The organism is Bacillus sp. RE35 (genome assembly GCF_052146655.1).
Taxonomy (GTDB): Bacteria; Bacillota; Bacilli; order Bacillales; family Bacillaceae_G; genus Bacillus_A; species Bacillus_A cereus.
Genome location: NZ_CP197377.1, coordinates 2,380,616 through 2,401,268 on the forward strand (window position 1 = coordinate 2,380,616; position 20,653 = coordinate 2,401,268).

Below are 20,653 nucleotides of genomic sequence, written 5' to 3' on the forward strand. Positions count from 1 at the left end.
AAAAGGCGATTTATTTTCATTATATATTTTTGATAAATAAGTACTTGTTTACTAAAAACATTCTAAATCAGCGTGTTTCTTTGTCTCTTCTTCTAAGACCTAATAATCCTGCTAGTCCTAATAAACCAAGCCAAGCCCAATTATTATTTTTATCACGATTATCATTTAAATCATTTGTTGTATTTACATTTCGAGTTCTTACATCATTATTAACTCTGTCTAAGTTATTGTCATTTACTCGAGTTGAAATATCAGTGTTATTAACTCTATTCATATTATTTCCATCGTATTCAGCTTGCGTAGATGTACCTAAAAACATAATAGATAGTGCTAAAACACTTAAAATAGATGATAATTTCTTTTTCATAACAATCCCTCCTTTCTTAATCATTAATTTCTCCGAAGCATGTGTGTATTATTCATTTCACAATATCTAAACCCTCATTAATAGGGCGCACATTTATAGAAAATAGAGTTGAATGATTGTTAATATATCATTGGATATATATTTCTCATAAAAATAACTGAATCAAACTTTGCTTAAAATGTTAATCTTAGTACAATTTATATTATACGGGCTAGCAATAAGGAGGTAATAAGATGCGACAATTTGCAAAACCTACAATCGTCGTAAGTAAATGTTTAGAATTTGATGCTTGTCGTTATAATGGAGAGATGATTCCAGATGTAACAATACGAAATTTGCAGCCATTTGTTACATTTATACCTGTTTGTCCAGAAGTGGAGATTGGATTGGGGACTCCTCGTGAAACGATACGAATTGTAGAAGAAAATGGTGAGAATAGACTTGTGCAACCGTCGACACGAGAAGATGTAACTGAAAAAATGGAGCAGTTTTCAAATGACTTTTTACAAACGATACCGGATGTAGATGGTTTTATTTTAAAGAATCGTTCACCAAGTTGTGGTACGCGTGATGTGAAAATTTATTCTGGTTTTGAAAAAGCGCCAGCAAAGGGAAAAGGAGCTGGCTTATTTGGCGGAGCAGTAGTAAAAAAATTTTCGCATCTTCCTATTGAAGAGGAAGGTAGATTGTCGAATTTTATTATTAGAGAGCATTTCTTTACAAGGTTATTTACAATCGCATATTACAAAATGATTAAACACAATAAAAATATGAAAGAACTTGTATCGTTTCAGTCGGACAATAAATATTTATTTATGGCATATAATCAGGTGAAACAAAAGGAATTAGGTCGTATAATTGCAAATCAAAAAAATGAAAAGATTGAAGTGGTATTTGAAAACTATGAGAAGACTTTATATGAATTATTTATGCGTGCGCCCCGTTATACATCGAATGTAAATGTATGCGAGCACATTTTTGGATATTTTAAAACAAAGTTAAAAAAACAAGAAAAAGATCATTTTATAGAACTGTTACAAAAGTATGCAGAAAAGAAAATACCACTTAGTAGTTTACTTACAATATTAAAATCATGGGCTATTCGATTTGATGAAAAGTATTTATTAAGACAAACGTATTTCGAACCATACCCTGAAGCATTAGTAGAAATTTCTGATTCGGGAAAAGGTAGAGATTATTAAACAATAAATTACATAATTCGACACAAAATCTCCTATGTTGTTGTAGAACAATGTAGGAATTTTTTTGTGCATTAGTACAGAATCTGTTTTAAAATTAAGTTATGACAGAATTGTAGCAATTGTCTAACTAATATTCTTGTCTTTTAAGTTGTTATGTTTGTAGTAGAAACTCGCACGCTGTCGAAACTCAATATTCGATAAGGGGTGTGTAGCGGAATGGAATTTACTCTAACTCGCGAAAAACAAATGATTAAAGAAATGGTACGTGACTTTGCTGAAAAGGAAATCGCACCGAAAGCTGTATATTATGACAAAACTGCAGAGTTTCCATATGAAACATTTCAAAAAATGGGCGAACTAGGATTATTAGGCATCCCATTCCCAGAAGAATATGGAGGTTCAGGTGGCGATACGGTATCGTATGCGTTAGCAGTTGAAGAAATTGGTCGCGCTTGTGGTGGCACCGGTTTAAGCTATGCTGCAACAATTTCATTAGGTGCTTCTCCAATTTATTATTTCGGTACAGAAGAACAAAAACAAAAGTATTTAGTTCCAATGGCGTCAGGTAAAACATTAGGTGCCTTCGGATTAACGGAGCCGAATGCTGGATCAGATGCAGGTGGTACTCAAACGAAAGCGGTATTAGATGGTGATGAGTATGTAATCAGTGGTGAGAAGTGTTGGATTACAAACGCAGAGTATGCAAATACAATTATTGTAACCGCTGTCAACGGTATTGAAGAGAATGGTAGAAAACGTATTTCTGCATTTATCGTGCCTACTACGAGTGAAGGATTAACGATTTCAAGTTCTTACGATAAGATGGGTGTTCGCGCTTCTAATACTTGTGAAATCGTACTTGATGGCGTTCGTGTACCGAAAGAAAATATTCTTGGTGATGTAAATAAAGGCTTTAAACAATTTTTATATACACTTGATGGAGGGCGTATTTCAATCGCAGCATTGGCAGTTGGTATTGCGCAATCAGCCTTTGAACGTGCATTACAATATGCGAAAGAACGTCAACAATTTGGAAAGTCAATCTCTAATTTCCAAGCGATTCAATTTAAATTAGCTGATATGGCGACTGAAGTAGAGCTAGCACGCAATTTAGTACATAAAGCAGCTTGGTTAAAAGATAACGATAAACCTTTCGGCAAAGAAGCGGCAATGGCAAAACTATTTGCATCGGAAGCAGCAAGCCGTATTGCGAATCAAGCAGTACAGATTCATGGTGGATATGGTTATATGCGTGAATATGAAGTTGAACGACATATTCGTGATGCGAAACTATTAGAAATTGGTGAAGGAACTTCTGAAATTCAACGTCTCGTAATTGCTAGACATTTAGGATGTAGATAAAAGGGAGGAATCACTATGTTTCAAAAAATATTAATTGCGAATCGCGGGGAAATCGCTGTTCGTATTATGAAAACTTGTCAAAAACTTGGCATTCGCACTGTTGCTATTTATTCTGAAGCAGATGAAAATGCCCTTCATGTGAAAATGGCAAATGAAGCTTACTTAGTAGGTGGACCGCGTGTTCAAGAAAGCTATTTAAACCTTGAAAAAATTATTGAAATAGCTAAGAAGACAAATGCAGAAGCCATTCATCCGGGTTATGGTTTATTATCAGAGAATCCGTCTTTTCCGGTTCGCTGCAAAGAAGAAGGAATCGTATTTATCGGTCCTTCAGAAGAAATCATTACGAAGATGGGAAGTAAAATTGAATCACGTATCGCAATGCAAGCAGCAGATGTCCCAGTAGTCCCAGGTATTACTACAAATATTGAAACTGCTGAAGAAGCAATTGAAATTGCAAAACAAATTGGTTATCCATTAATGCTTAAGGCATCCGCAGGCGGCGGAGGCATTGGTATGCAGTTGATGGAAACTGAGCAAACGCTCACCAAAGCGTTTGAAAGTAATAAAACAAGAGCGCAAAACTTCTTCGGTAACGGAGAAATGTATTTAGAGCGATATATAGCAGATGCGCATCATATTGAAATTCAGCTTTTAGCAGATACACATGGTAACACAGTGTATTTATGGGAGCGTGAATGTTCGGTACAGCGCCGAAATCAAAAAGTAATCGAAGAAGCACCTTCACCATTTTTAGATGAAGGTACACGAAAGGCGATGGGAGAAGTTGCTGTACAAGCTGCCAAAGCACTTGGCTATACAAATGCAGGTACAGTTGAGTTTCTTGTAGATAATCAGAAAAATTTCTATTTCTTAGAAATGAATACGAGATTACAAGTAGAGCATCCAGTGACAGAAGAAATTACGGGATTAGACCTTGTAGAACAGCAACTCCTTATCGCAAGTGGAGAGAAACTATCATTTACTCAGGATGATGTAAAACGTAGTGGTCATGCCATTGAAGCTCGTATTTATGCAGAGGATCCGAAAACATTCTTCCCGTCACCTGGGAAAATTACAGATTTAACATTACCGTCAAATGTACGAATTGATCACTTCTTAGAAAATCATGTAACGATTACACCTTTCTATGATCCAATGATTGCGAAAGTCATTGCACATGGCGAGACTCGTGAAGAAGCAATTTCGAAATTACATGATGCTCTAGAAGAATTGAAAGTAGAAGGTATTAAAACGAACACGCCAATGCTACTGCAAGTTTTGGAAGACGAAGTGTTCAAAGCGGGTATTTATACAACGGGTTTTGTAACGAAACAACTCGTTAAAAAATAAGATCTAACAATATTAAGGGGGAAAAAATGATGACGAAAGTATACGCATCGATGGCAGGAAACGTTTGGAAGATTGTTGTAGGAGTAGGAGATACAGTAGAGGAAGAGCAGGATGTCGTCATTTTAGAATCTATGAAAATGGAAATTCCAATCATTTCAGAAGAAGCCGGCACAGTTATGAAAATTAATGTGCAAGAAGGCGATTTTGTAAATGAAGGAGATGTATTATTAGAAATTGAATAGGGAGATATAGGGGGAAGCGAATTGAAACTACCTAATTTTGCTGTCATTAAAGAAGTAGGACCACGTGATGGTTTACAAAATGAAAAAAAGATTGTTGGCACAAAAGATAAAGTAAAATGGATTCAACTACTTACAGAAGCAGGATTGTCGTATGTTGAAGTTTCCTCATTCGTTCACCCAAAATGGGTCCCAGCATTAGCGGATGCAAATGATGTGTTTTCTGAGCTGAAAAGAGATCCAAATGTTACATATGCTGCGCTTGTTCCGAACCAAAATGGTTTGGAACGAGCTTTTTTGCAAAATGTAGATGAGGTGAATGTTTTTTTATCAGCAAGTGAATCTCATAATAAAAGTAATATTAATAAATCGATTAAAGAAGCGTTAGTTGTAATCGAAGATATAACAAAACAGGCATTATTCGAAGGGAAAAAGGTAAGAGGCTATGTTTCTACTGTATTTGGATGTCCTTATGAAGGGGATATAAGTGTCACAGCAGTTGACGAATTATGTAATCAACTATTTTCATACGGCATTTATGAAGTTTCTCTTGGGGATACAATCGGTGTAGCGAATCCATTACAAGTAGAACAAGTATTAGAACATCTATTAAAGAAGTATGATGCTTCGCAGTTTGCCATGCATTTTCATAATACGTATGGAATGGCTCTAGCAAATGTAGTTAAATCATTAGAATACGGTATTACAACATTTGATAGTTCTTGTGGTGGACTCGGGGGCTGCCCTTATGCACCAGGAGCATCAGGTAATGTTGCTACTGATGACCTAGTACATATGCTCCATAAATTAGGAGTTCAAACGAATATAGACGAAGAAAAGTTATTGCGAGCTAGTCAATTTATTCAAAGTAAGCTAAATATCCAATTACCGAGTCATGTGTATAGAGCGCTTCAACATAAAACGATAAGTAGGTGAGAAGATGCTACAATTACAAAACATTTCAGTTGATTATGTAACACCTCACGTTGTAAAGATTTCGTTATATCGTGAAAGACAAGCAAACTCATTATCTTTAGCGTTATTAGAAGAGTTACAAAACATATTAACTCAAATAAGTGAAGAGTCCAATACGCGTGTAGTTATTCTAACAGGTGCTGGTGAAAAAGCATTTTGTGCTGGTGCTGATTTAAAAGAACGTGCTGGTATGAATGAGGAACAAGTTCGCCATGCTGTTAGTATGATTCGCACGACTATGGAGATGGTTGAACAATTACCACAGCCAGTTATTGCTGCTATAAATGGAATCGCACTTGGTGGTGGTACGGAATTAAGTTTAGCTTGTGATTTTAGAATTGCTGCTGAATCTGCAAGTCTTGGTCTTACTGAAACGACACTTGCAATTATACCAGGAGCGGGTGGTACACAGCGCTTACCGAGATTAATTGGTGTTGGTAGAGCGAAAGAATTAATTTATACAGGTAGACGTATTTCAGCGCAAGAAGCAAAAGAATATGGTTTAGTAGAATTTGTTGTACCAGCTAATTTACTTGAAGAGAAAGCGATTGAAATAGCAGAGAAAATTGCTAGTAATGGACCTATTGCTGTTCGATTAGCAAAAGAGGCAATTTCAAATGGTATTCAAGTTGATTTACATACCGGATTACAAATGGAAAAACAAGCGTATGAAGGTGTAATCCATACGAAAGATAGATTAGAAGGATTACAAGCATTCAAGGAAAAACGCACACCAACGTATAAGGGGGAGTAAATATGTTAGATCAAAAACAACAATCTAATTCATTTGAAGAACGAGTTGAAACGATTAAACAAGGCGGCGCACCAAAGTATCATGAACAAAATAAAGCAAAAGGAAAATTATTTGTTCGAGATCGTTTAGCGCTTCTATTTGATAATGGCGAATATGTAGAAGATGCATTATTTGCTAACTGTGAACAAACAGGCTTACCTGCGGACGGCGTTGTAACGGCAACGGGTAAAATACATGGTCGTACTGCATGTGTAATGGCCAATGATTCTACTGTAAAAGCTGGATCATGGGGATCACGCACAGTTGAAAAGATTTTACGTATTCAAGAAACAGCTGAAAAACTACGTGTTCCGTTATTTTATTTAGTCGACTCTGCTGGAGCGCGCATTACAGATCAAGTAGAAATGTTCCCAGGGCGCCGTGGTGCAGGAAGAATCTTCTATAATCAAGTGAAATTATCAGGTAAAGTTCCTCAAGTATGCTTATTATTTGGACCTTCTGCAGCTGGTGGTGCCTATATTCCAGCCTTTTGCGACGTTGTAATGATGGTAGAAGGAAATGCATCTATGTATTTAGGATCTCCTCGTATGGCTGAGATGGTTATCGGTGAGAAGGTAACTTTAGAAGAGATGGGCGGAGCTCGTATGCATTGCTCTGTATCAGGATGCGGAGATGTTTTATGCAAGACAGAAGAAGATGCGATTACACAAGCAAGACAATACATTTCATATTTTCCAAATAACTACTTAGAAAAGACTCCATTGGTTACACCTCAAGAACCGAAACAATTCGATAAAACGTTAGAACAAATCATTCCAGAAAATCAAAATGCTCCTTTCAATATGAAAGATCTCATTAATAGAGTTATTGATGAAGGTTCATTCTATGAAGTAAAAAAATTATTTGCTCAAGAGCTAATTACAGGCTTAGCACGTATTGATGGTAAGCCTGTTGGTATTATTGCAAATCAGCCGCGTATGAAGGGCGGCGTATTATTCCATGATTCAGCTGATAAAGCTGCTAAGTTTATTAATTTATGTGATGCATATCATATTCCATTATTATTCCTTGCGGATGTACCAGGATTTATGATTGGAACAAAAGTAGAGCGTGCTGGTATTATTCGCCATGGTGCAAAAATGATTTCTGCAATGAGTGAAGCAACTGTACCGAAGATTTCTATCGTTGTTCGTAAAGCATATGGTGCTGGTTTATATGCGATGGCAGGTCCAGCATTTGAACCAGATTGTTGCCTGGCATTACCGACAGCCTCTATTGCGGTAATGGGTCCAGAAGCTGCGGTTAATGCTGTATATGCAAATAAAATTGCAGCTTTACCAGAAGAAGAGCGTGCTAGCTTCATTGCTGAAAAACGTGAAGAGTATAAGAAAGATATTGATATTTATCATTTAGCATCAGAGATGGTGATTGATGGTATTGTTCATCCAAACAATTTACGTGAAGAATTAAAAGGACGTTTCGAAATGTATATGAGTAAATATCAAGTATTCACGGATCGTAAACATCCTGTATATCCAGTTTAAAAGCCCTATTTAGGGCTTTCTTGCTCAAAAAGTTAAGGAGGGGAAAACATTGAAACAAGCAGTTTGGTTTCCAACAGAAGAGTACAAGGAAAAAACACGTTTATATGGTTGGATGAAATCATTGGGATATGAAGATTATGAAACTTTTTATAATAAATCTATCGAGGAAACAGCTTGGTTTTGGGGAGAGGCAGAAAAGGCAATAGGCTATCAATGGATGAAACCTTATACAGACGTGTTAGATTTAGAAAATGGTACACCGTTTGCACAGTGGTATAATGGCGGAACATGTAACGTTGTAGAATCAGCTTTATCCCGCTGGCTTGCGGATGAAGAGACGAGAATACAGCCAGCACTTCAGTACGAAGGGGAAAATGGAACTTCAAAATCATTTACATATGAAGAGCTTGACAACTGGGTAAGTCGTGTTGCAAATGGTTTGAAACACGCGGGTATTGAGAAAGGTGACCGTGTAACAATTTATATGCCGATGATTCCAGAAACAGTTGTTGCGATGCTAGCTGTAATGAAAATCGGAGCAATTATTTCACCAATATTCTCAGGCTTTGCGTCTGATGCAGTCATGACACGTGTGCAAGCGGCAGGTTCAAAAATGATTATTACCGCAGATGGATTTTCACGCCGAGGTAAAATTGTTTCTTTAAAAGATGAAGTAGATAAAGCTTGTGAACATTGCCCAACTGTTGAAAAAGTTGTTATCGTTCGTCATGCAGGAAATGATTTTACACCACATAACTATGACTTTTCGTGGAGTACGCTAGAAAAAGAAAAACCATTCATACATGCCGAGGAAATGCAAAGTGATGATCCATTAATGCTCATTTATACATCAGGAACGACTGGTAAGCCGAAAGGAACAGTACACACGCATGCAGGATTTCCTTTGAAAGCAGCTTTTGATGCAGGATTTGGAATGAATATTAAACAAGGTGATCGTGTATTATGGGTAACTGATATGGGCTGGATGATGGGGCCGTTTCTATTATTCGGTTCACTCATTAATGGAGCAACGATGGTTATGTACGAAGGTGTTCCAGACTTCCCAGAAGCAGACCGGTTATGGGAGACAGTTGATAAATATGAGATTACTCATCTAGGTATTTCGCCAACGTTAATCCGAGCATTGATGGCAAAAGGTGATGAGTATGTCAATAAACATTCTTTAAAGAGTTTGGAAGTATTCGCATCAACAGGAGAACCTTGGAATCCTGATCCATGGATGTGGCTGTTTGAAACGGTTGGAAAAGGAAATGTCCCAATCTGTAACTACTCAGGTGGAACTGAAATCTCTGGTGGGATTTTCGGTAATGTTCTTATTAAGCCAATAGCACCGATTAGTTTTAACGCATCTTTACCAGGAATGGCCGCTGTCGTACTGGATGATCAAGGTAAACCAATTCGAGATGAAGTCGGAGAATTATGCTTAGAGAAACCTTGGGTAGGTATGACGAAAAGCTTCTGGGAAGATGATGAACGTTACGTAAACACATATTGGTCGCGTTTTGAAAATAAATGGGTCCACGGTGACTGGGTCATTTACGATGGTGAACAATATATCATCACAGGGCGTTCAGACGATACGTTAAATATTGCAGGTAAACGTATTGGACCTGCTGAATATGAATCTATTCTTGTGAAACATAACGATGTAATCGAAGCTGCTGCAATTGGTGTACCTGACGAAGTAAAAGGTGAAGTTTGTCATTGTTTTGTAGTGTTAAGAGATCATGTAACATTCACAGGAGAATTAAAGAAAGAATTAATGAGTTTAGTAAACTCTCATATTGGAAAAGCGTTGTGTCCTAAAGACATCCACGTTGTAGAAGATTTACCGAAAACACGTAATTCTAAAGTAATGCGCCGTGTTATTAAAGCAGCTTACTTAGGAAAAGAATTAGGTGATTTATCATCGCTTGTAAATCCTGAAGTAGTTCCGTTTATTCAGGGGTTACAGTCTAGTAAATTATAAAGTTAGAAAGGATCTCTATATAAATAGAGATCCTTTTTTTTATGTTTATAAAAAGAAAAGAAGTGAATTTGATGAAGAAGAAAAATTTTACTATTAGTGTTAAGTATGTTTTTTAGTTTTAATCAAAATACGATATTATGGAATGTCTATTCAATGTAGAAATACTAATTTACAACAACAAGGTGATGACAAAGCGTGACTGCTTATATGTCTGTTTAAACCTTTACGTGTTAATATATAAAAAGCTGACTATAAGCAGTCAGCTTTTTATATATTACATTCTAGTATTTGCCGGGCAGTAATGCCCCCATCTAAAAATTCAGCAAAAGCAAGGAAGTAGGTGAGGGATCAACTTTCCGGAAAAGCCCGATTGGTTCCAAAAGACATATTCTTTCCTTTACGTTGACATTAAAAATATTACCAATTTTTTCTTTTACAATGGCAACAAATAAAGAAACATTTACAACGACACTTATTTCGTTTAGAACTCCAATCATCATCACGATGACACTTTTCTTTAGATTTCCACCAATCATCATTACAATGTTTTTCCTGAGAACTCCAATCGTCATCACAATGACACTTTTCTTTAGATTTCCACCAATCATCATTACAATGCTTTTTCTGAGAACTCCAATTATCATCACAATGATGCTTTTCTTTAGATTTCCACCAATCATCACAACAATGCTTTTTCTGAGAACTCCAGCAATCATTTTTCCAGGACATTTATTTCTACCTCCTTTCAATAGTGTTCATATTATTCTATGTTTTAATAAAAAAATGGCTTGTTTATTAACCTACTATTTTATCTTTATATGATAGAGTGTCTTCTACTCGATATAGAATTCATACAAACTATGCTAATTTTTAAGAGAAAGTGGAGAGAACTACTACTAGTTATGGTATTTTTCAATAAACACTTGTTGAAGAAAATGTTCTGATTACAAATAATATCTTATTTTCGAGTACGCTTTTTAAATGTATATTTCACAATGAAAAATGGGAAATCCACAAATAAAGTCTATGTATATGTGAGTTAATGGGGAAATCTAGTGTGTTTTTAAGGGGCGTCTTATTTAAAAGAAAAAAGGTTTGTTTTAGAAAGTGGTGTCTAAACATTAAATGGAGTAGGACTAAATTCACGGCCGCTCATTAAAAAGCTTTTAATTAGGAGAAGTCTGTTTTTATAATGAATAATGAAAAGAAAGTTTGGTACAATTGTTTGTTTTTTTCTTTTTATGTGTTTGCCTCGTACCCTTTTAAGCTAGTGGACATACTTTACTAATAGAAAGGATTAGGGGGTGAGGTATTGGGTTCTCGATTTAATAATTGTAAAAAGAAGTGTACATGTAAACAAGATGATTGTTGGGAAGTATTCGAAGAGTGTAAAAAAGAACAGCATGAGAAATGTGATAATTCTTGTGTACAAGGAATTAGAGATGAACTTAAGAAATTAATTAATCGAACAGTTCAAATTAATACAGAGGGACGTACTTATGTAGGTACTGTTTCGTCTGTAAGTTGTGATGTAGTTAGGCTTGCGGCTATTCCTGGATCGGTTGGAGTAATTATTTCCATTTGCAAAATTGAAGCAATTTTCCCACCGGTTACAACGGTTACTGCTGACTTTGATTTTAATGTTATTGATGTAGCAAACAAAGCATAATTATGCTGCTTTTTTGTAAAGCCATTCACATGAATGGCTTTATTTTAATTTTATATAAAAGGAGAATATATTCTTTATATAGAAATAAGTTTGAGGTTATAAAGCATGATGTACAAAAGGAGCAAGGAAGTGATTAAACTAGAAAGCTTTAAGAAATCTGATTTTAAACAATTAATAAATTGGATTAATTCCGAAGAATTTCTAATACAATGGTCAGGAAATGCATTCACATTTCCTTTAGATGAACAGCAATTAGAGAAGTATATAGAAAGTGCAAATACACTCGCTTTCAAAGTGGTAGATGAAGAGACTTCAGACGTTATTGGACATATTTCGCTTGGCCAAATAGATAATATTAATAAGTCCGCTAGAATTGGAAAAGTATTAGTTGGTAATACGAAGATGAGAGGACGTTCTATAGGAAAACATATGATGAAAGCAGTACTTCATATTGCTTTTGACGAATTAAAACTACATAGAGTAACTCTTGGTGTGTATGATTTTAATACATCGGCCATTTCATGTTACGAAAAAATAGGGTTTGTAAAAGAAGGCTTATTAAGAGAGTCAAAAAGAGTAGGAGAAACGTATTGGAATTTATGGGAAATGAGTATGTTAGAATATGAATGGAAGAAGTAGCAACGATAGTAATTTATAATTATATTATGTTAATAAAGGGGTTTGGTGGGTATAGTGGATAATAAAACAAAAATAATTTCAATTGCAGCTGTTTCGGGAGGAGGTAAAACTACAATTACAGAAAGATTAAAGCATAAGTTTAAAAACTCAAAAGCTCTATATTTTGATAGTTATACATTTGATAACTCTCCTGCTGATATTTGTAAATGGATTGATGATGGGGCGAATTACGACGAGTGGGTATTAACACCATTAATTCATGATATTGAGCAACTTATACAAAATAATACCTTAGACTATATTATTGTAGATTATCCTTTTGCATACTTAAATAGTGAGATGCGAAAATTCATTGATGTAACTATATTTATTGATACGCCTTTAGATATTGCGATGGCTAGAAGGATTTTGCGAGATTTTAAGGAAGGTACAATAGATGAAATACATAATGATTTGGAACATTACATGACATATGCGAGAAAAGCTTATTTAGAGGCAATTCATACTGTTAAGCCGAATTCAGATATCATATTGGATGGTTCTTTATCTGTAAGTGAAATAATTAATCACGCTGTAGAGGAACTTGGCCGAAGAGAAGTGATTGTCAATGGTTAAATGTATAACAGATGCTGTTAGGTGGATAATTGAAGTAAGAGAGAGATAAATGTGTACACTTTATTTCAATATAATTGGCAAGTAAGAGATGATTGGTTTAAGTGGTGTGAACAACTTTCAGAGGAAGATTTACTTTGCAAACTGGGGGTATTTTAGAAACATTATTTCATATTGTAGATGTAGAGTATAGTTGGATTAGTGCTCTTCAAGGATAAGAAGATAGAGAACCGCAATTTAAAGATTATCAATCGATTCAAAAAGTGAAAGCGTTATCTGATTTATATAAACGAGAACTTGAAGTTTTTTTTGCAGTCATGATCATCTAGCCTAGAATGCTAGCACACTTAAAATAAGCCGTATAAAAAGTTAATCATTGTGTGCTTTGATTATATAACGTCGGCGAAATAAATAGTGTGAGGGACAGCTATTCTAACAAGTATTTTATGTAACGTTCGTATATTTAAATTTTCTTGTAATTAATCGAATTCTAATTTTTTAGAAACGGATAATGAGGTATGGGTGGAGCTCTTTTTTATTGAATAAAATGGGTTAATTTTTCGGATTTTCATTACAATATAAAAAATAAAATTTAAATTTTGTTTGTTTTTAAGAAAAGGTGAGAAGAAAATAAAAAAAGAGGGCTAATGCCCTCTTTTTTTATTAATTTGGTAATTAATCACAGATTGGTATCCCAAGCACTCTTAGAGCTAATGCTACTTGAAGGGAAATCTCTAATCTAGCAATTTCAATACCAGCTACTGAAAGAACTAAAAAAGGTTGTCCGTTTACAAATACAACGCAACTATCCATAGTTAAGCCTCCTTTCTAGTAATCTACTATAGTATATGAGTAGAACTTTAAAGTGTAATAGTTCAATTGTTGGATTTAATAGAATTAATAGATTAACCCATTTAAACTAAACAAACGAACACAACGAAAGGAAACAGAGATGGATGTATGCCTCAAAAAACATAGGTTTTAAGACATGTAATGGGATATTAAATTTATCATATTGGTCAGCTATCTATATGGGCGAGAGAGTTAAACTTGCAACCAGTTTCAGCAAATTTGCTTGGAAGAGGATGATAGAATTAAAAACCGACTTGCATCTCAAGCGCAAGTCGGTTCTATATATAAGAAGATTTCTTAATTGAAATCCTCGGATTTTTTCTGACGTATATGTAAAAACATTAAGGTGGTAATGATTAAAAAAATCATTATAGTTTGTATAATTAAATTTTTAAACTGAAGCAATATTGTCCAAGATGTAAGGGCGTCTTTAAAAGCTTGGAGTGCAGAGTACGAGGAAGGATCAAAACCATACTGTAGCAACTTTTTTGTTTCAATAAATGAAATGTTTTCTTCATCTGCATCTAATATTACTGAAATTAGTCTAGTATCTCCAAGTTTTGCTGTACTGACAAAACTATAATTACCGTTAGTTGAAAAACTAGTTTGTAAGCCATCAACACCTTGAAGTTTAATGTTTTCATTAAGGGAATATATCATTTTATTCGTATTGAAAACCTGGGAATCTTTGAAGGTAAATTGGTAAGAGGTTAGTTTCGTAATATTCAATACATCTGGAAAATCTTTTACTAATCGTGCTGCTAGTTTAGCTGCGTCTATCGCTGTTGTAGTTGATTGTTTATTTGTATTATTATTAATTCCAGTAGAGTTTAGAAATGGAGATGGTTGTAATAACTTTAGTTCTTTTGCTTTTTTATTCATTAATACTGTAAAGTTATCTTCATTTCCAGCAATGTGTTCTGCTAGAGCGAGTGCAGAACGATTATTCCCTGCCAGTAGCAATGCATGAAGTAAATCACGAACCGTTGTTTTATCATTCGATGTTACTTGTATAGGGCTTGTTTCTACTCGGAAAACTTCGTTACTTATTTGTACGAAGTCATCTAACTGTATCTTTTTATCATTTAGTTGCTCCAATACGATATATTCTGTCATTAATTTAGATAAAGCAGCTGATTGTACTGGGGTTTCTTCATTTTTTTTATAAACAATTTCACCTGAATTAGCATTTATTAAAATAGCTGATTTAGCTTGAATAATCGGACCATTTACATAAAGATAAAAATATAAAACGATAAGTGCAGTAATAAAAAAAGATAATAATAAAATAGCGAATTTCTTTAAGAATTGCATAAGCGATCCTCCTATTATGACATCAATAATAGTATTGTAAAAAGGAATGCTTAATTAGGAAGAAAGAAAAGGTAAAGAATTTCTAAAGAATTATAAAGGATTATTAAATTTAGGGTAATTATGGAAAAAGTTCAATTTCTTATATGGTAAGAAATTGAACTTTTTATTTGTAACATTAACATTTGTATGGGAGTAGTTTTACAGTGAATGTTGTTTTTTCGTCATCACTATATACTTCAATTGTTCCTTTATGCAATTCGACTATACTTTTTGCAATTGCTAATCCAAGTCCAGATCCACCAGTGTTTGTAGAGCGAGATTTCTCAACGCGATAAAAACGTTCAAAAATATGAGGTAAATCCGTACTAGGAATAGGTTGTCCGTAATTTGTTATATCAATTGTAATCATATTATTACTTTCATAAGCAGTAAGGTCAATATAGCGACCTTCGCTTCCATAAGCGATAGCGTTTATAATAAGATTTTCAAACACACGCACTAATTTGTCACCATCAGCTAATACCATGAGCTTTTGAGACGGGAAAGAAGGCCGACATTCTATATTAGCTTCTTGAACCTGTATGCGGAATTGAACAGTTAATTGTCCAAGTAACTCTACAATATCAATAGGAACAGAATACAAGCTTAATTCTTTATTTTGAACACGTGTATATTCGAACAAGTCATTCATTAATGCATTAAGACGAGTTACTTTATCGTAAATGACTTGAATATAGTATCGCAATTCCACTTCATCTCTATAATTATCATGATGGATTAAATTTACGTATCCAACTATAGAAGTAAGGGGAGTGCGTAAGTCATGTGATACATTTGTAATAAGTTCACTTTTTGCTTGTTCCGCTTGTCTTTCTTCATCAATTGAGACTTTTAATTGTTCAACAATTTCATTGACCCCGATTGCTAATTCTTCTAGATAATTATGATTTACAATAGAAACTTTATGATTGAAGTTTCCATTTGCAATATAACGAATTTCTTCTATCATTTTTTTTATACAAGTTTCATAATAAAGTTTTTTCTCGTGACGATAAAAAATGTAAAGATAGGATGAAAAAATAGAAAATAAAAACAAATAAGATACAATCATCATCCATAAAGACTCTTTAATCCCTTTATACTTTTCATAACCAAAAATTCGAATGAATTCTTTACCGAGTTCGGTTAGAGTAAGTGAACTTTCAATTACACTCGTAACGAGGCGATAAATAATTAGTTCAGTAATAGGAGTGAGTGTGATAGCTAATAAAAGCCAAAAAATAAGTTTCCATTTAGGAATATCTTTTAATATATCAAATGCTTCATTTCTCAATTTTATAGCCAACTCCCCAAACAGTATGAATAAATTTTTCTCCATTTATTACTGTTTCAAGTTTATCTCGTAAGTTGCTAATATGGACCATTACCGTCTTATTTGAACCATAACCATCTTCATTCCAAACGCGTTCGAAAATTTCTTCTGAACTAAATACTCTTCCTGTATTACTCGCAAGTAAATATAAAATATCGAATTCAATAGAGGTTAGTTTAATGTACTCTCCATTTACTTTAACTGTATGATTATGTTTGTGTATTTCAACAGAGCGAATACGAATAATACCATCTTCATTCTTTTGCGAAGTAGCATTTTGGAAAGAGGATCTTCGTAATAAAGCTTTCACTCTAGCTACTAATTCTAATGGATTGAATGGTTTGATCATATAATCATCAGCACCTGTCATAAGGCCTAATATTTTATCCATATCTTCTGCTTTTGCACTAAGCATTAGAATTGGTACAGTATTATTTTCACGCACTTCCTGACAAACTTCTAATCCGTTTCGTTTTGGCATCATAATATCCAAAATCATAAGGTCAACTTCATATGTAGAAACCTTTTGCAATGCTTCATCGCCATCATAAGCTTTATAAATGTTATAGCCTTCATTTCGCAAATAAACAGCAAGTAATTCAACAATTTCTTTATCATCATCAATAATTAATATATTTTTATTCATTGTGTAGTTCCTTTCCTTACAAATCATCAACATTACTATAATATCAAACATTTATGTACTTGTAGCGATGATTCTGTATAAAATTTCATGTAACGTATTAAAAAGGAGTAAAAAGATTAATAACGAATATAAAATAACAAGGATATTTAGATTCTACATTATAATGAAAGTTAGTTATAAGGGGGATTTTCTATGTTATGTAATGATATATATTCATTTACTCCAACTGGAAAAATAGACAATGATATTAAAGCTTTTCTACTAAAATATAATAAAGAGTTTACATATAAACATTCAATTCGTGTGGCAAATGAGGCAAAAAAGATTGCAGAAAAGTTTCACGTAGATAAAGAAAAAGCAGCAATTGCAGGATATTTACATGATATTAGTGGCATTTTTCCAAACGAGGAGCGGATTGCAGTTGCTGAAGAATTTGGTGTAGCAATAGTGGAAGCGGAAAGAAAGTTTCCTATGATTATTCATCAAAAATTATCGAGGGTAATCGCAAAAGAAATATTTAAAATCGAAGATGAAGAGATTTTAAATGCAATTTGTTGCCATACAACGTTGCGTAAACATGCAACGAAGATGGATTTAGTATTATTTGTTGCAGATAAAATAGAATGGGATCAAAAAGGGACACCACCATATTTAATAGAAATAAAAAAAGAATTGGGAAAATCTTTGGAAAAAGCAGCTTTTGTATATATTTCATATTTGTGGGAAAGGAAAGATACATTGAAAGTTATACATCCGTGGCTAGAAGAAGCATATTGGGATTTAAAAAGAATTGTACAGTAGAAAGGACAAGGAAATGCAATTAAAAGAATATATGAATCAAACATTTCCAGGAGTTACATTAGGACCCTACTTATATTCTCAGTGGGAAAATCATTTACATTTTGATTTCGGAAAAGATAAATATCAAATTGTAGAAGGAACCGACGATTTAAATATGGAATACTTTTCTCAACTTTGAAGACATATTTTCAAAAGAAGATGTAGTGTTTGTAGTGACAAATGTTTATAGATTTAAAAAGGAAAACATAAAAACTTCACAGAAAATAAATATATACAATAAATATATTAAGAAAAGAGATTTAAGATTTCATATAAGATAAGAAACGTTACCGTTTTTATTTGAAGATGAAGAAGCAGATTTATCCCGCTATTTGCCGGGCAGTAAGACCCCCCACTGATTAAAGTTTCACTTTATATTGTACATATCAATTTTCTTTTAAATGTCTTGCGGAAGATATTAAATATGAACCGCTGATACAAGCTGCTAATCATGAGGATTTTTCTGATCTGTATCTTCGATTTGGACGAAAAAAAGAAATCTCTTATCCAGATGTATTTCTCATAAATGCAAAGAAAGATATTGTGATGTTTATGTATGATGATAGAGGATGTGAAGTAATTGCGAAGAATAAAGAAATAATACGAGATTCATATAAGAAATACAAAGAATGGATTCCAGATTATGAACGAGAAAGTATAGATAACTTATTTAAATGACAATAGGGGAAGTGAAGCGTGTAATGAAACGTATTGCAATTGTATCTGCATGGGAACCAGAACTGACGTATTTGCATCAACATTATCCGAGTGAACGTGTTGAAAAAAGAGCAGCTTGGGAATTTCATTTTCATACTATTAATGAGCTGGAAATTATATCAGTTGTTACTGGTGTCGGTAAAGTAAGCTGCGCTAGTTGTGTACAATTGTTAATTAGTGAGTTTCAGCCAGATGAGTTGTTTATGACAGGAATATGCGGAAGTTTATCAAACAAGGTGAAAAACGGTCATATTGTAGTGGCACTAAACGCAATACAACACGATGTTACTGCAGCTGGCTCAGGGGAAGATGTTTTTAATTTATATAACGGTAGAACAGCACCTATTGAAACTACAAAATCACTTGTAAGAAGAATAAAAAAAATACGATCATATGATCCAATACATTTCGGTACATTTTTATCCGGAGATCAACGTATTCGTAGTTCAGAAATGAGATATTTACTCCATACCGTATATGGAGCATTGGCAGTTGATCAAGAAGTAGCAGCTTTCGCCTATGTGTGTCAAATAAATAAAAAACCATTTCTCTGTTTAAAAGCTGCTTCAGATCAAGCAAATGATAAAACGAAAGAAGAACAAAAAATCTTTAAAATGCTAGCATGCGAAAGAGCATGTGAGCATTTAATTGCCTTTTTACGTGTTTATGAGATTAATGTAGTAAATAATAGATAGTTAGAGGGTTTTAACATAAGTAATTGGAGGCATAATTATATTATGATTCAATATAAAAGGTGTAGTGATGTAAATATTGATTTAGTATATGAAGCTTTTAAAGTTGGATTTTCAGATTACATTATTAAAATGGAAGTTTCAAAAGGGGATTTTATACAACGTTTTTTGGGACCAGAAGGTAATTTGCTAGAACATTCTTTTCTTGCTTTAGAAGAAGGCAAACCTGTTGGCGTAATACTAGGTGGTATAAAGGATTATGAAAGTATTAAGACTATGCGCTGTGGAACATTAGCGGTTCATCCTAATTACCGCGGTATTGGTGTGAGTCAAAAATTATTTGAACTGCATAAAGAAGAGGCGATTCAACATGGATGTAAGCAACTTTTTCTCGAAGTCATTGTAGGAAATGACCGAGCGATTCATTTTTATAATAAGTTGGGCTATGAAAAAGTGTACGATCTTTCTTATTATAATTTAAATGATTTGACTAAAATAATGAATAAAGATTGTAAGGATATTGAAGTAAAACAATTAGAATTTCCAACTTTTAAAGATGAAATTCAGAAATGGTTAAACTTCCATATAAATTGGCAAAATGATATTGATTATATCAAAAAAACAAATAATGTATTTTATGGTGCATATGTCGATAATGACTTAAAAGGCTCTCTATGTGTAAATAAACAAGGTAAAATTAGTTTTATTTTCGTAGACAAAGATTATAGAAATATTGGTGTTGGGATGAAATTATTACAAGTAGCAAGAGAAGAATTAAATTTATCAAGTTTATCAATTGGGTTTCCTAACAATAATTTACTGGAAGGTTTTCTTAAGAAATGTGGATTTGAAAAGAATTCTTTAGCGCAATATGAAATGTATTTATTACTCTAAGAGCGGAAAGATTTATTCTTTTCGCTTTTTATTTTGCTGTTATGTTGGTAAATGCTCCGCAACTATAATTTATAATGAGAGGGATTTTGTTTATCCTTAAGTTATTTTTTAAATTGTCAATTTCATGCTAATAATTTTCTTTGTATAATATTCTAATTTTATGTAGAATAGATACGATGGGAGGGGATGAAATGAATAATGGATTAAAGTTTAAGATTTTTGAATTGCATTGTCTCGTTCAAAAGACTTATTCTGATATTAAAATAGCGTGTGATATTGCTATTTATCAAGAAAACACTTCTAAATATTTAATTTCATTAGGATTTTTAAATAAATCATATATGACTTATATAGAAGCAAAAAGATTCTATCGCGAAAATGAAGAGCTTGTAAGTGTAGAATTTGATAATTTCTTTGATATGTATGATAAATTAGAAAACGAATTAAAACAAGTTATTTCAACTGAAGATAAAAATCCTTCATTGTTACATAGCAGACTTGATCAGTTTCAGCAGAAAGTTGAAAATATAAATGACTTAATAAAAGTATTGCAAAATGCTCGTTAATGAATGCTTTTTTCTGTTCGTATAGAAATTATGTATTAAAAACATTTTAGGGAT

Annotated in this window: 21 protein-coding genes and 3 pseudogenes; 18 read left to right on the forward strand and 6 right to left on the reverse strand. The window is 33.5% G+C overall.

The window, feature by feature from the left end:
• Window positions 1-67 precede the first annotated feature (67 nt).
• The gene (locus ACTL4X_RS12250) at window positions 68-367 is read right to left on the reverse strand and encodes a WGxxGxxG family protein (RefSeq protein ID WP_000728157.1); all 300 of its coding nucleotides are present in this window, start codon (window positions 365-367) and stop codon (window positions 68-70) included.
• A gap of 233 nt (window positions 368-600) precedes the next feature.
• On the opposite strand from ACTL4X_RS12250, the gene ACTL4X_RS12255 reads away from it, so the two are divergent.
• The 8 genes from ACTL4X_RS12255 to ACTL4X_RS12290 all read left to right on the forward strand — a co-directional run bounded on the left by ACTL4X_RS12255 (window position 601) and on the right by ACTL4X_RS12290 (window position 9,786).
• Window positions 601-1,569, forward strand: a complete 969-nt coding sequence (locus tag ACTL4X_RS12255; RefSeq protein WP_001248638.1) for a YbgA family protein — start codon at window positions 601-603, stop codon at window positions 1,567-1,569.
• 216 nt (window positions 1,570-1,785) lie between these two features.
• On the forward strand, window positions 1,786-2,931 hold the full coding sequence (locus ACTL4X_RS12260; RefSeq protein ID WP_000397280.1) for an acyl-CoA dehydrogenase: 1,146 nt from the start codon (window positions 1,786-1,788) through the stop codon (window positions 2,929-2,931).
• A gap of 15 nt (window positions 2,932-2,946) precedes the next feature.
• A complete protein-coding gene (locus tag ACTL4X_RS12265; RefSeq protein ID WP_000486749.1) occupies window positions 2,947-4,284 on the forward strand; it encodes an acetyl-CoA carboxylase biotin carboxylase subunit in 1,338 nt (445 codons plus the stop codon).
• 26 nt (window positions 4,285-4,310) lie between these two features.
• Complete coding sequence (locus tag ACTL4X_RS12270) at window positions 4,311-4,526, forward strand: acetyl-CoA carboxylase biotin carboxyl carrier protein subunit (protein ID WP_001987345.1); 216 nt, start codon at window positions 4,311-4,313, stop codon at window positions 4,524-4,526.
• Window positions 4,527-4,547: 21 nt separating this feature from the next.
• The gene (gene mvaB, locus ACTL4X_RS12275) at window positions 4,548-5,459 is read left to right on the forward strand and encodes a hydroxymethylglutaryl-CoA lyase (RefSeq protein WP_000775436.1); all 912 of its coding nucleotides are present in this window, start codon (window positions 4,548-4,550) and stop codon (window positions 5,457-5,459) included.
• A 4-nt stretch (window positions 5,460-5,463) separates the two neighbouring features.
• Complete coding sequence (locus tag ACTL4X_RS12280) at window positions 5,464-6,252, forward strand: enoyl-CoA hydratase (protein WP_000939818.1); 789 nt, start codon at window positions 5,464-5,466, stop codon at window positions 6,250-6,252.
• A gap of 2 nt (window positions 6,253-6,254) precedes the next feature.
• Window positions 6,255-7,796 carry an acyl-CoA carboxylase subunit beta gene (locus ACTL4X_RS12285; RefSeq protein ID WP_000886744.1) on the forward strand — a complete coding sequence of 514 codons (1,542 nt, stop codon included), beginning with the start codon at window positions 6,255-6,257 and terminating at the stop codon, window positions 7,794-7,796.
• Window positions 7,797-7,845: 49 nt separating this feature from the next.
• Window positions 7,846-9,786 carry an AMP-binding protein gene (locus tag ACTL4X_RS12290; RefSeq protein WP_000806468.1) on the forward strand — a complete coding sequence of 647 codons (1,941 nt, stop codon included), beginning with the start codon at window positions 7,846-7,848 and terminating at the stop codon, window positions 9,784-9,786.
• A 311-nt stretch (window positions 9,787-10,097) separates the two neighbouring features.
• On the opposite strand, the gene ACTL4X_RS12295 is transcribed toward ACTL4X_RS12290, so the two are convergent.
• The gene (locus tag ACTL4X_RS12295) at window positions 10,098-10,502 is read right to left on the reverse strand and encodes a hypothetical protein (RefSeq protein WP_000560135.1); all 405 of its coding nucleotides are present in this window, start codon (window positions 10,500-10,502) and stop codon (window positions 10,098-10,100) included.
• Between the two features lie 596 nt (window positions 10,503-11,098).
• Here ACTL4X_RS12295 and ACTL4X_RS12300 point away from each other — a divergent pair.
• From ACTL4X_RS12300 to ACTL4X_RS12315, 4 genes and pseudogenes are all read left to right on the forward strand, one after another.
• Window positions 11,099-11,455 (forward strand): hypothetical protein, encoded by a 357-nt coding sequence (locus ACTL4X_RS12300; RefSeq protein ID WP_000535578.1) that lies wholly within the window; start codon window positions 11,099-11,101, stop codon window positions 11,453-11,455.
• A 105-nt stretch (window positions 11,456-11,560) separates the two neighbouring features.
• Window positions 11,561-12,094 (forward strand): GNAT family N-acetyltransferase, encoded by a 534-nt coding sequence (locus ACTL4X_RS12305; RefSeq protein WP_002164537.1) that lies wholly within the window; start codon window positions 11,561-11,563, stop codon window positions 12,092-12,094.
• 45 nt (window positions 12,095-12,139) lie between these two features.
• Window positions 12,140-12,709 carry an AAA family ATPase gene (locus ACTL4X_RS12310; protein ID WP_000513268.1) on the forward strand — a complete coding sequence of 190 codons (570 nt, stop codon included), beginning with the start codon at window positions 12,140-12,142 and terminating at the stop codon, window positions 12,707-12,709.
• 51 nt (window positions 12,710-12,760) lie between these two features.
• Window positions 12,761-13,023: pseudogene (locus ACTL4X_RS12315) on the forward strand (DinB family protein); the annotation flags it as partial.
• Between the two features lie 358 nt (window positions 13,024-13,381).
• On the opposite strand, the gene ACTL4X_RS12320 reads toward ACTL4X_RS12315, so the two are convergent.
• Entirely contained in the window at window positions 13,382-13,519 is a 138-nt protein-coding gene (locus ACTL4X_RS12320; RefSeq protein ID WP_000376554.1) for a DUF3956 domain-containing protein, read from the reverse strand.
• A gap of 165 nt (window positions 13,520-13,684) precedes the next feature.
• On the opposite strand from ACTL4X_RS12320, the pseudogene ACTL4X_RS12325 reads away from it, so the two are divergent.
• Window positions 13,685-13,795 (forward strand): annotated as a pseudogene (locus ACTL4X_RS12325) (DinB family protein); the annotation flags it as partial.
• Between the two features lie 60 nt (window positions 13,796-13,855).
• Here ACTL4X_RS12325 and ACTL4X_RS12330 read toward each other — a convergent pair.
• From ACTL4X_RS12330 to ACTL4X_RS12340, 3 genes are all read right to left on the reverse strand, one after another.
• Window positions 13,856-14,872: a D-alanyl-D-alanine carboxypeptidase family protein gene (locus ACTL4X_RS12330; protein WP_001160045.1), complete on the reverse strand. Its 1,017-nt coding sequence runs from the start codon at window positions 14,870-14,872 to the stop codon at window positions 13,856-13,858.
• A gap of 175 nt (window positions 14,873-15,047) precedes the next feature.
• On the reverse strand, window positions 15,048-16,205 hold the full coding sequence (locus ACTL4X_RS12335; protein WP_001243312.1) for a sensor histidine kinase: 1,158 nt from the start codon (window positions 16,203-16,205) through the stop codon (window positions 15,048-15,050).
• Window positions 16,195-16,890 carry a response regulator transcription factor gene (locus tag ACTL4X_RS12340; RefSeq protein ID WP_001038807.1) on the reverse strand — a complete coding sequence of 232 codons (696 nt, stop codon included), beginning with the start codon at window positions 16,888-16,890 and terminating at the stop codon, window positions 16,195-16,197. The genes ACTL4X_RS12335 and ACTL4X_RS12340 overlap by 11 nt, the downstream gene beginning before the upstream one ends.
• Before the next feature lie 192 nt (window positions 16,891-17,082).
• Here ACTL4X_RS12340 and yqeK point away from each other — a divergent pair, with 192 nt between their 5' ends.
• The 5 genes and pseudogenes from yqeK (at window position 17,083) to ACTL4X_RS12365 (ending at window position 20,599) form a co-directional block, all read left to right on the forward strand.
• The gene (gene yqeK / locus ACTL4X_RS12345) at window positions 17,083-17,691 is read left to right on the forward strand and encodes a bis(5'-nucleosyl)-tetraphosphatase (symmetrical) YqeK (protein WP_000882440.1); all 609 of its coding nucleotides are present in this window, start codon (window positions 17,083-17,085) and stop codon (window positions 17,689-17,691) included.
• 13 nt (window positions 17,692-17,704) lie between these two features.
• Window positions 17,705-18,408, forward strand: a pseudogene (locus ACTL4X_RS12350) (DUF3885 domain-containing protein).
• A complete protein-coding gene (gene mtnN, locus ACTL4X_RS12355; RefSeq protein WP_000151939.1) occupies window positions 18,405-19,142 on the forward strand; it encodes a 5'-methylthioadenosine/S-adenosylhomocysteine nucleosidase in 738 nt (245 codons plus the stop codon). The pseudogene ACTL4X_RS12350 and the gene mtnN overlap by 4 nt, the downstream one beginning before the upstream one ends.
• Window positions 19,143-19,184: 42 nt before the next feature.
• The gene (locus ACTL4X_RS12360) at window positions 19,185-20,033 is read left to right on the forward strand and encodes a GNAT family N-acetyltransferase (protein WP_000617041.1); all 849 of its coding nucleotides are present in this window, start codon (window positions 19,185-19,187) and stop codon (window positions 20,031-20,033) included.
• 191 nt (window positions 20,034-20,224) lie between these two features.
• Window positions 20,225-20,599 carry a hypothetical protein gene (locus tag ACTL4X_RS12365; RefSeq protein WP_001059022.1) on the forward strand — a complete coding sequence of 125 codons (375 nt, stop codon included), beginning with the start codon at window positions 20,225-20,227 and terminating at the stop codon, window positions 20,597-20,599.
• Window positions 20,600-20,653: the final 54 nt, after the last annotated feature.